This window comes from Actinoplanes rectilineatus (genome assembly GCF_000962825.1).
Lineage (GTDB): Bacteria > Actinomycetota > Actinomycetes > Mycobacteriales > Micromonosporaceae > Actinoplanes > Actinoplanes rectilineatus.
In genome coordinates this window covers 149,047-158,853 of sequence record NZ_JZKF01000012.1, presented here as the reverse complement: position 1 = coordinate 158,853, position 9,807 = coordinate 149,047, and the positions used below count along the sequence as shown (strand labels likewise).

General features: G+C 72.6%; 9 protein-coding genes. 5 read left to right on the top strand and 4 right to left on the bottom strand.

The window, feature by feature from the left end:
- Positions 1 to 118: 118 nt before the first annotated feature.
- Positions 119 to 3,067 (bottom strand): M4 family metallopeptidase, encoded by a 2,949-nt coding sequence (locus WH85_RS12540; protein ID WP_157410960.1) that lies wholly within the window; start codon positions 3,065 to 3,067, stop codon positions 119 to 121.
- A gap of 261 nt (positions 3,068 to 3,328) precedes the next feature.
- Here WH85_RS12540 and WH85_RS12535 point away from each other — a divergent pair, with 261 nt between their 5' ends.
- Complete coding sequence (locus WH85_RS12535; RefSeq protein WP_045741960.1) at positions 3,329 to 4,372, top strand: helix-turn-helix domain-containing protein; 1,044 nt, start codon at positions 3,329 to 3,331, stop codon at positions 4,370 to 4,372.
- 27 nt (positions 4,373 to 4,399) lie between these two features.
- Here WH85_RS12535 and WH85_RS52225 read toward each other — a convergent pair whose 3' ends face one another.
- Positions 4,400 to 5,350 carry a helix-turn-helix domain-containing protein gene (locus tag WH85_RS52225; RefSeq protein ID WP_211275350.1) on the bottom strand — a complete coding sequence of 317 codons (951 nt, stop codon included), beginning with the start codon at positions 5,348 to 5,350 and terminating at the stop codon, positions 4,400 to 4,402.
- A gap of 153 nt (positions 5,351 to 5,503) precedes the next feature.
- On the opposite strand from WH85_RS52225, the gene WH85_RS46940 reads away from it, so the two are divergent.
- Both WH85_RS46940 and WH85_RS12520 read left to right on the top strand, forming a co-directional pair.
- Positions 5,504 to 6,550 (top strand): SAM-dependent methyltransferase, encoded by a 1,047-nt coding sequence (locus WH85_RS46940; RefSeq protein WP_052720380.1) that lies wholly within the window; start codon positions 5,504 to 5,506, stop codon positions 6,548 to 6,550.
- Positions 6,543 to 7,217 carry a hemerythrin domain-containing protein gene (locus tag WH85_RS12520; protein WP_083448954.1) on the top strand — a complete coding sequence of 225 codons (675 nt, stop codon included), beginning with the start codon at positions 6,543 to 6,545 and terminating at the stop codon, positions 7,215 to 7,217. Before WH85_RS46940 ends, WH85_RS12520 begins: the two co-directional genes overlap by 8 nt.
- A 28-nt stretch (positions 7,218 to 7,245) precedes the next feature.
- Here WH85_RS12520 and WH85_RS12515 read toward each other — a convergent pair whose 3' ends face one another.
- Positions 7,246 to 7,917, bottom strand: a complete 672-nt coding sequence (locus tag WH85_RS12515; protein ID WP_045741958.1) for an SDR family oxidoreductase — start codon at positions 7,915 to 7,917, stop codon at positions 7,246 to 7,248.
- Between the two features lie 72 nt (positions 7,918 to 7,989).
- Here WH85_RS12515 and WH85_RS12510 point away from each other — a divergent pair, with 72 nt between their 5' ends.
- The gene (locus WH85_RS12510) at positions 7,990 to 8,595 is read left to right on the top strand and encodes a TetR/AcrR family transcriptional regulator (RefSeq protein WP_063775499.1); all 606 of its coding nucleotides are present in this window, start codon (positions 7,990 to 7,992) and stop codon (positions 8,593 to 8,595) included.
- Here the strand turns inward: WH85_RS12510 and WH85_RS12505 are convergent.
- A complete protein-coding gene (locus WH85_RS12505) occupies positions 8,569 to 9,027 on the bottom strand; it encodes a YybH family protein (RefSeq protein WP_045741957.1) in 459 nt (152 codons plus the stop codon). The genes WH85_RS12510 and WH85_RS12505 overlap by 27 nt on opposite strands.
- A gap of 106 nt (positions 9,028 to 9,133) precedes the next feature.
- On the opposite strand from WH85_RS12505, the gene WH85_RS12500 reads away from it, so the two are divergent.
- Positions 9,134 to 9,793 carry a TetR/AcrR family transcriptional regulator gene (locus tag WH85_RS12500; protein WP_045741956.1) on the top strand — a complete coding sequence of 220 codons (660 nt, stop codon included), beginning with the start codon at positions 9,134 to 9,136 and terminating at the stop codon, positions 9,791 to 9,793.
- Positions 9,794 to 9,807: the final 14 nt, after the last annotated feature.

Below are 9,807 nucleotides of genomic sequence, written 5' to 3'. Positions count from 1 at the left end.
CGGCCGCCGGGGGTTGCCGGTTTTTGTTCGCCGCGGGGGGGGGGGGGGGGGGGGGGGGGGGGGGTGGGGGGGGTGACACCCCGGCGCCCCGCCGCCCGCCGGATGCCGCGGGTGGTGCCTACTTGCAGGACTTGACTCCCGTCGCGTACGCCAGGCCGAAGCCCGCCGCCGACGAGTCCATGAAGATCACCTCGCGTCCGGTCGCGGCTGTCGCGAACATCTGCGCGCCCGGGCTGCACGATGCCGGGCCGAGGTACCTGCCCTGGAACGTGTACTGCTTGAGTTTCGGATTGAGTGAGTTGTCGGGGTAGCCGCCGGTCTCGATCCAGGCCTGCACCGGCGCCTCCTCGGTGACGGTGAGGGTGGTGTCGGACAACGCGACGGTGTCGGCGCGGATCGCCTGCGGGGAGTTCTCCTCGAACAGCAGGTGACTGGTGCCGGTGGCGAAGTCGAAGAGCCGCACGGAGTCGTGGTAGGCGCCCTGACTCCACTCGCCGTCGATGATCGTGCCGTAGTCGCGGTCGGTCATCCAGGCGACCGCGGTGTCGGACACGTCGGGGTAGCTCATCCTCTCGGCGCCGACGTCGCCGCCGGCGTAGGCCGTCTGCCCGGTCGTGACGTCATGGACCTCGACGCCCAGCGACCAGTAGTAGCCGTCGGCGTCGGGCTGGTTGAAGATCTCGTAGCGGACGTAGGAGATCTTCCCGCCCTTGACGTCCGGTGCCGTCGCGCTGCCGAACCAGCCGGGATGGGTGAGGGTGTGCACGGTCGGCGAACCGCCGCGCAGGTAGCGCACCACGTCGAGATATCCCTGCGCCGGGTCGTACTGGCTCCACGCGACGACGCCGCCGTCGAAGCCGAGGCCGCTGATGCGTTCCGGGGAGCTGTAGAGCTCCGTGACGGGGCCGCCGCCGATGGGCGCCGACAGGATGCGGTTGGTCTCGTACGTCGGTGATGCGGGGTTCAGTGCGATCGACAGCCACACGACGCGTCTGCCGTCGGTGTGCGGGAAGCTGTTGACGCTGCCGTCGTCGGGGGAGATCCGGTACGGGGTGCCCTTGCCGTTGGTGCGGCCGGCCCAGATCGAGGTCGGTTCGGTGCGGTTCGCGTCGGACCGGGGCACGGCGAACCAGCCGCCGGCCACGCTCGCCTTCATGTCGGCGTACATGCCGGTGTTGAGCCGGTCGATCAGGACCTCGGTGCCCTTGCCGTACAGGTTCGCCTTCCACTTCGCGGTGATCCCGCGGGAGTCGAACGCGGTGCGTACCACCTTGAGGTCGGTGTTGTTCAGGCGGAACGACCTGGCGGAGGCGATGATCGCTTCGCGGGCGTCGACGAAGTCGGACATGGGCGTCAGGTAGTCGGTGAGGGCGCGGTAGACGATCTTGTCGGCGGTCGTCCTGCCGAGTTTCTGGCGCAGGTCCCAGAGGGCGCCGGACACGATCGTCGAGTTGAGGTGCACGCCGCCGTCGTCCATCGAGGGCGTGTCGATGAGGTGCTGGAAGTCCGCGGTGGTGGCGCCGTCGTCGAGGTCGCGCAGGGCGCACTGGGCGGGGGCCAGGGTGCGGCAGAGGTCACCGCCGAGCAGGCTCGCCTGCGGGTCGGACATCGGGGTGCCCGACGTGTCGACGTCGATGGCGTTGCCGAAGTAGTCGGCGACAGCCTCGTTGAGGGCCCCCGACTGTCCGGCGTAGACGAGGTTCGCGGTGTTCTCGACCACGCCGTGGGTCATCTCGTGGCCCACCACGTCCGGGTCGGCGGACAGCGGCAGGTACTCGGCGTCGCCGCTGCCGTACACCATGCGGGTGCCGTCCCAGTACGCGTTCACCCACGGGTAGCCGCCGTAGGTGATGCCCACGATCGAGTCGATCGGCATGCCGGCGTCGTCCAGGCTGTCGCGCCCGAGTTTCGCCTGGTACCACTCGAACACCTGCGCGGCGTCCCAGGCGGCGTCGACGGCGCCGGCGTCGGTCAGGTCGGCGCCGAGCGTGGTCGACGCGGAGACGAACGGTGCCAGGCCCTCCGGCCACTGGCCGCTCATCAGGTTGTAGTAGTCCCAGCCCCGGCCGTCCCAGGTGGTGACCGGCACCGTCCGGCCGCTCGGCAGTTTGTGGGTCAGGTCCTGCATGAGGTACGCGCCGGTGCCGGACTGGACCAGCGGCAGCGACACGGCCGTGCCGTGCAGGGTCGTGCCCTGGCCGACGACCGGGGCCGTCCCGTCACCGGCCGTGCCCGGCGCGGTGCCGGTCTGCGGTGCGGTGGTGGCACCGGCGGCCAGGGCGGCGGCCTGCGCTGCGGAGACGAAGGACTTGATCCGGCTGACGCTGAGCAGCGGCACCCCGTTGGTCGCGCCCACGTAGACGTCGCGGAGCACGGGCTGACCCGTGACGGCGTCCTTGCCCTTGACCAGGATGCGCCGCGCGAGCACACCGGTGCCGGTCGGCATGACCAGGAGTCCCTGGTCGGTGCCGGTGAGGTCGGTGGGGGTCCGGCCGGGCGCCTGCCCGGGGCGGGAGTCGGGGGCGACGACCGCGGTGCCGGGGTGCAGGCTCCTGCGGACCTCCTCGACCGCCCGGGAGACGGCGACGGCCGCGGGGATCGCGGTGGCGTTCGTGTCGACGTCCAGGTTGGTGAAGTAGGTTCCCGAGGTTCCGGTCACCGTGCGCCTGCCGGCGGTCTTCTCGGTACGGACCACGTACTGGGCGCCGAACACGGGCAGGCCCTTGTACTTCTGGTCCAGGCGGACCGTCTCCCGCTCGTCCTGTGTCTCGACGCTCGCGGTGGTGAGGGTGCCTGTCGGATCGTCGATCCGGTAGCGGTCCTGGTGGCCGGCGAGGTGGGCCTTGGCGGCCTGGTCCGCTGCGATCGTGGCGTTGACCGGGTCGGCGACGTCCTCCACGAGCGCGGGGGTGTCCGTGGGAGGCGCCGCGGTGACCGGGACGGGCACCTCCGGCGCCGTCGTGCCGGCCGGCGACGGGTCCGCCGCGTTCGCGGGCTGGGCGGTGGTTCCCAGGATGGCAGCCGTCGCCAGGACGGCGATCGCGGGTAGTGCCTTGGGTCTACGCACGTGTTGCTCCTGCAAGGTCGTGGACGGCGTCCATCCGCCGGCCGGTTCGTCTCCGCACCGGTACGCCCACCTCACCCCGGTGCCGGAGGGCGCCACAAGGACGATGTTGTGCACCTGCGCAAGTGCGCAGCGGCGCCCCGCCCGTCCACACCGGACGAACGGGGAACCGGTGCCCGGCGGCTTCTTACAGATCCGTAATCACCGATTCATCGCAGCGAGAGGCGCCGCGGGCATCCTCATGGCGGAGGATGACGAGAACGTATGGACGACACGGATATACCCTGGTCGGCGACGGGTCTTGATCCACTGGCCGGCCGTGTGCTGGAGCACCTGGTGGCCGTGCGATCGGCGGACCGCGACGAGGTGGCGTCGGCGGCCGGTGTGTCACCGTCGGAGGCGGAGCGGGCGCTGCGGCACCTCACCGACGCGGCCCTGGCGTCGCGGATCGGCGGTGCGGTGCCGCGCTGGGCGGCCGCCCCGCCGCGGCCGTCGCTCGGCGCCCTGCTGGCCCGCCGACGGGCCGAGCTCGCCCGCGTCGAGAATCTCGTGGAGCGGCTCTCCGAAGCGCACGAGGCGGTGTCCTCCGCGCGTGCCACGGACATGGTCGAGGTGCTCATGAGCCGGGACGAGGTTCCGGCGCGCTACCGCCAGCTGCTGAGGGGAAGCTCGTCGGAGGTGCTGCATCTGGCGAAGCCGCCCTATGTGACGGGTGCGGCGGCGTCCGGCGAGACGGCCGCCGTGACGCCCGGCGTCCGGATGCGTTCGGTGTACGAGCTGGACGGCTTCACCGATGCGGTGTCGCTGCGCACGGCCCTGCGCGGGACGGGCCAGGGCGGGAAACTGCGGCTCACGTCGCAGATCCCGGTGAAACTGGCGATCTTCGATCGGGGTGCCGCGCTGATGCCGATCTGGGGTGACCGCCCGTCGTCGGGTTCCGTGGTGGTGCACTCGCCCGCCCTGGTGACGGCGCTCGTCGCGTTGTTCGAGAGCGTGTGGGAGCGGGCCGAACCGGTGTCGCTGACGAAACGGCACGACCTGCCGGAGCCGGAGCCGGAGCGTGGACTGCCGGCCTCGGGACGGGACCTGCGGACCCGGGAGATCCTGCGCATGATGGCCGCCGGGATGAAGGACGAGACGATCGCCCGGATCCTCGCGGTCAGCCGTCGTACCGTCCAGCAGCACATCAGCGATGCGGGTTCGCTGCTCGGCGCCCGGACCCGTTTCCAGCTCGCCGTGCTGGCGGGCAAGCGGGGGTGGCTGAGCGAGCAGGGCGACAGCATGCCGCAGCCGCTGCCGGCGCGATGAGACGGTGGCCCCGGGCGGGGGAGCCGCTCAGGGCGCCCTGGTGTGGTCCGCGACGTAGCCGGTGGGCGTGGTGCCGTACCGCCGTTTGAAGGCCCGGCTGAAGTGGCCGCCGTCGGCGAACCGCCACCGGGCGGCGATCTCGGCGACGCTCAGGCGCCCGGCCGCGTCGACGAGGTCCTGGCGGGCCCGGCCGAGACGGTGGTCGCGGATGCAGGCGGCCACCGACTCGCCGCCGGCGGCGAACGCGCGCTGCAGGGTCCGGGTGGAGACGTGCAGTTCCCGTGCCAGCGTGGCCGGTCCGAGGTCGCGGTCGGCGAGCCGTGCGGCCATCAGCTCCTTCGCGGCCTGGACGAGGGCCGGCGCCGTGCGCGGGTCCGCGGGGCCGACGGCGCCGCGGATCACCGCCGCGGCCAGTTCGACCAGCGCGTCGCGGGCCGCCCGGGCCCCGGGCGGGCTCAGGTCCGGCGCCGTCCGGCGCAGCAGGTTCGCGTACGCCGTCAGCAGCCGCATCTCGGCGGTGTCCGCCGGTCCGTGGGCGACCCGGTCGCCGAGCACGGGGACGAGCCCGGCGCCGGGCAGGGTGATGGACAGCCCCGCGGTGTGCGGTCCGTTGGTGAAACTCGCCGGCCGGTCGAGCCGCCGGATCGCGAAGCTCCCGGCGGGCACGGCGTGCGTGTCGCGGCCGACCTGCAGCTCGGCCGAGCCCCGGCGGACCAGGATCAGCGTCACGCCGCCCTCCCCGCCGGTCGGTTTGCCGGCGCGTACGGCGGAGAAGCCCTCGTGGTGGTGCAGCAGCGCGTCGTGGACCCGTGTCTGGTGGAAGCGGATGCGCAGGTCGGCGAGCGTCGCGGGATCGTAGGCGGGGGTGGCCGCCGGGGCGCCGAGCCAGGCCCGCCAGCGCCGGAGGGACACCGACAGCCCGGTGGCGCCGAGCGGCCGGGTGTCCAATGCGAACGTCGTCGTTGCGGGGTCGCCCATCGCACCATTCAAACGCGCCGGCGCCGAGTCCGCTGGGTACGGGCGGCCCGGCCGCTGACGCCGGTGTCCGCACCGGATGTCGCGGATGTCCAAGCCGGATGATCTTCAACCCTTTTAGCGTGGAGGCGGATCAGACGCTGGACGGAGGCAGTGATGCACGACGCGGACACCGAGGCGATGACCCGTCTCCAACAGGCGTTCACCGCACGGGACACGGTGCAGGGCTGGGCGGCCGCGGCCAAGGCGCTCGCCCTGCTCGGCGCCGTACGCGATGCCGGGCTGATGACCGTCCTGGACGGAGGTGACCTCCGTGACCTCGCCGCCCGCACCGGTATCGGCGAGGCGCAGGCACGCGACGTCGTCACCGTCCTGGCCGCCATGGGTGTCGTGACGCACGACGACGGAAGACTCGGGCTGACGCCGGCGTTCGGGGTCCTGGCCCGTGGCCGGTCCGCCGTCAGCCTGGACAGCCTGCTGGATCAGGCGTCGGCGGAGATCGAGGAGACACGCCGGGCGCTGACCGTCCCGCCGGGGCACCCGCCGGACGGTGCCGCGGCGCTGGCTCTGGCCGCGACCACCGGCGTCCGGGTCGACCGGGCGGCCATCGCGCTCTACCGGTCGGTCCATGACGCGGTGCCCGAGTTCAGTGGGCCGCTCGCCGCGGGCGGCACGCTGCTCGACGTCGGCTCGGGAGTGGGCGGAGCGCTGCTCACCACCGCCGTCCTGTTCCCCGCCGCCCGCGCCACCGGCGTCGAGGTGATCGCCGCGGTCGCGGAGGAGACCCGGCGGCGTGCGGCCGAACTGGGAGTGGCGGACCGGGTCGAGGTACGCACGGGCGATGCGGCCGAGCTGACCGACGAGGCGGTCTACGACGTGGCGTTCTGGGCACACCCCTTCTTCGCCGACACGCTGCGCGCCCGCACGCTCGGTGCCGTCCGGCGGGCCCTGCGACCCGGGGGAGTGCTCCTCATGCAGGAGCTGCACCCGCCGGCCGGCGACGCGGCACCCGACCTGGTCACCGCCCAGGAGGTGCTTCTGCACCGGCGGCGCGGGATCACCTACGCGCGCTCGGCCGAGGACCTGACCCGGGAGGCCGCCGCGAACGGCTTCGACCCGGTCCGCATCGCGCGGACACCGCTCGGCCGCGTCGTGCTGGCGGCCCGGCCCACCACCGCAGGAGAGGAAGACCCTGATGACTGACGCAGGTGTACGGATGGCGGACAGCCGCGACATGGTCGGCGCCCACGACATGTTCCGGGCCCAGTTCGGTGCCCTGCCGGCCCTCCTCGCCGGGGTCGCCCCCGGCGACACGGCCCGGGCCGCCGTCGTCGAGGAGCACGTGGTCCTGCTGGCCACGCTGCTGCACGGGCATCACGGCGCGGAGGACGAGCACGTCTGGCCGAAACTGCACGAGCGGTGCCCGCGGGAGTCGCAGGACCTGGTCGCCACGATGGAGGCCCAGCACGCCGGGATCGACACCGCGCTGCAGGACCTGGTCACCGGTGCCCGGCTCTGGGCGCCGGCCGCGGACGCCGCCGGCCGCGACGCGCTGGCGGGTGTGGCCGCACGGCTGGGACCGGCGCTGGCCGAGCACCTCGCCCTCGAGGAGGCCGAGACGCTGCGGCTGATCGACGGCTACCTGACCGAGCAGGAGTGGAAGGCCACCGTGGCGGCGGCCGCCGGGAAACTGACGCCCGATCAGGGGCCGCTCGCGATCGGCATGATGCTGCACGAGGCGGACGAACACATGGAGGAACTCATTCGTGGCGGCGCGCCCGAGGAGTTCTGGACCGAGGTCCGCCCGGTCGCCGTCGGCGCCTATGCGGCGTACGCCACCCGCGTCTACGGTGACGCCGGGCGTCCCTGACGGGTCCGGCGGGTCTGCCGTCCTCACCTCATCCGGCGAGTGCCGCCTTCACCTGGCGGGTCGCCTGGTCGCCGAGGACCTCGGCGTCGCCGCGGGCGACCGCGTCGAGGGCGAGTCGCGCGACCCCGGCCGGGTCGACCTTGTGTCCGGCCGGGACGGCTGCGGCCATGTCGGTGTCCATGTAGCCGACGTGCAGCCCGGTGACGGTGATGCCGTGCGGGGTGAGCAGCTCGCGGGTGGCGCCGGTGAGTGCCCAGGCGGCGGCTTTGGCCGCAGAGTACGAGCCCGCGGCGCCCGGGTGCAGCCAGGACAGGACGGAGAGCACGTTGAGTACGGCGCCGCCGCCGTTGGCCGTGATGACCGGTGCGAATGCCCGGGTGAGCAGCAGTGGCCCGAAGTAGTTGGTCTCCATGTCCCGCCGGATCCCGGTGAGGTCGCCGTCGAGCAGTGGTGTGCCGGTGGCGATGCCGGCGTTGTTGATCAGCAGGGTGACGTCGGTGGCCGCTGCGGCGGCCTCGGCGATCGAGGTGGGGTCGGTGACGTCGAGTCGCAGGGGGAGGGCCCCGGGGAGGTCCACGGATTTCGGGTCGCGGGCCGCGGCGTAGACGGTGGCGCCGCGTTCGAGCAGCTGGGCGGCGAGGTGGCGGCCGAATCCGCGGTTGGCTCCGGTGACCAGGGCGACGGCGGTGGTGAGTTCCATGCGACTTAGATTACGACCGACATCTAAAATGCGCGACGTAATAGATGACACATGCCATCTATAGTTGACGGCATGGGACGGGTGTCGCAGGCGCAGGCCGCGCAGAACAGGGAACGCATCGTCGCCGTCGCGGCACGGCTCTTCCGGGAGAAGGGCATCGGCGGCGTCAGCGTCGCCGACGTGATGGCGGAGGCGGGACTCACCCACGGCGGGTTCTACAAGCACTTCGCCTCGAAGGACGCCCTGGTCGCCGAGGCGGTCACGGCGGCCTTCGGCTCCCGGTGGGTTCCGTCGCCCGGCGCCTATCTGTCGGCGGCACACCGGGACGACCCCGGCGGCGGCTGCCCGACCGCGGGCTTCGGTGGCGACGTCGCGAAAGACCTCGGCGGCGACGCGACGCGTGCGGCGTACGCGCGCGGGGTCGAGGATTTCGCCCGCGGCCTGGGCGGCGGGGAGCCGGACCTGGTCGCCCTCAGCACCATGGTCGGTGCCCTGCTCCTGTCCCGGGCCACCGCCGGCACCGGCCTGTCCGACCGCATCCTGGCGGCGGCCCGCGCCGCCCTCGAAGCCCCGGGGCGGGATCCGGAGCCGGCCCTGGGGCCGGCACTGGAACCGGCTGCGGAACCGGCCCCGGAGTCGGTCGCGGAACCGTCAGCGGCTGCCTTCCCAGAGCGGTAGGCGGAACGTCGCGTAGGTGAACTTGCCGGTGATCCGGCCGGCGCCGTCGAAGTGGAAGACGTCCAGGCCGTGCCACTGCATCCGGCCGCGGTAGCGGAGCCGGGCGAACAGCCGCACCAGGGGTGTCGCGCGCCTGCCGGCGTCGCCGGTCAGGTCCAGCCGGCACGCCCAGCGGATGGTGGCGCGGCGGCGGGACTCGTCGATCACCTGGTCGTACACGTCGAAGGTCATCGCGCCGTAGCGGCCGGCGAACTGGGGGGCGAACTCGGCGCGGATCGCCGCGAGCCCGTGCAGTTCGGGCCCGTGGCCGGGCAGGTAGCGGGCGTCCTCGGCGAAGAAGGACATCACCTTGTCGAGGTCGGGTTCCGGCTCGTTGAAGGCGGCGACGAAGGCGTCGATGGTGTGGCCGAGGTCGGTGCTGGTGGAGGTCATGGTCCTGCCGATCGGAGCCGAGGGGTCGGGTGCGGTCAGGGAGACGTTATAAGAACACTGTGCTCTTAACAAGAGAACGCCGTTCTCTTGTTGAGAGGTTAGGGTGATGGCTGTCATGGAAGCGTCGTTCCAGCGGGCCAGGCGCCCGGAGCAGAAGAACCAGCGGCGCGAGGACATCCTGGCCGTCGCCGCCACACTCGCCCGGGAGACCGGCGTGGCCCGGGTCAGCCTGGGCGACATCGCCGTGGCGGTCGGGCTGGCCAAATCCAACATCCTGCGGTATTTCGGAACCCGCGAGGAGATCTACCTCGAGCTGACGATGCGCGAAGGCGCCGACTGGGCTGCCGCCGCCGGTGCGGCGCTCCGGCAGGCCCGCGGCTACTCCGGGGTGGCGGCCGCGCTCGCCGACGCCTACGCCGACCGTCCGCTGTACTGCGACCTCACCACCCACGCCGAGACGATGCTGGAACACAACGTCTCGATGGCGGCCCTGAAGACCTACAAGACCTGGGCCATCGAGACGTACTTCACCGTGGGCCAGCTGATCATCACCGCCTGTCCGCAGCTGAGCGGCACCGAGGGCGCCTCCCTGGTGATGGCCTCCAGCGCCTTCGTGGCGAAACTGTTCCCGGTGACCCGCCCACCGGAGGCCCTGCGCCGGCTGTACGACCGCGAGCCGGAGATCGCCCGGGTGTTCCCGCCGTTCCGGCCCACGCTGCAGCGCATGATCGCCGCCACCGCGGCCGGGATGCCGGCGACGCGCTGACCCTCGCCGATCGT

Bases quoted from the DNA above. Each gene is read 5' to 3' on its own strand.
- WH85_RS46940 (WP_052720380.1), top strand. From the start codon at position 5,504: ATGCACGACGCGGACACCGAGGCGATGACCCGTCTCCAACAGGCGTTC.
- WH85_RS12510 (WP_063775499.1), top strand. From the start codon at position 7,990: ATGGGACGGGTGTCGCAGGCGCAGGCCGCGCAGAACAGGGAACGCATC.
- WH85_RS12515 (WP_045741958.1), bottom strand. From the start codon at position 7,917: ATGGAACTCACCACCGCCGTCGCCCTGGTCACCGGAGCCAACCGCGGA.
- WH85_RS12535 (WP_045741960.1), top strand. From the start codon at position 3,329: ATGGACGACACGGATATACCCTGGTCGGCGACGGGTCTTGATCCACTG.
- WH85_RS12505 (WP_045741957.1), bottom strand. From the start codon at position 9,027: ATGACCTCCACCAGCACCGACCTCGGCCACACCATCGACGCCTTCGTC.
- WH85_RS12520 (WP_083448954.1), top strand. From the start codon at position 6,543: ATGACTGACGCAGGTGTACGGATGGCGGACAGCCGCGACATGGTCGGC.
- WH85_RS52225 (WP_211275350.1), bottom strand. From the start codon at position 5,350: ATGGGCGACCCCGCAACGACGACGTTCGCATTGGACACCCGGCCGCTC.
- WH85_RS12500 (WP_045741956.1), top strand. From the start codon at position 9,134: ATGGCTGTCATGGAAGCGTCGTTCCAGCGGGCCAGGCGCCCGGAGCAG.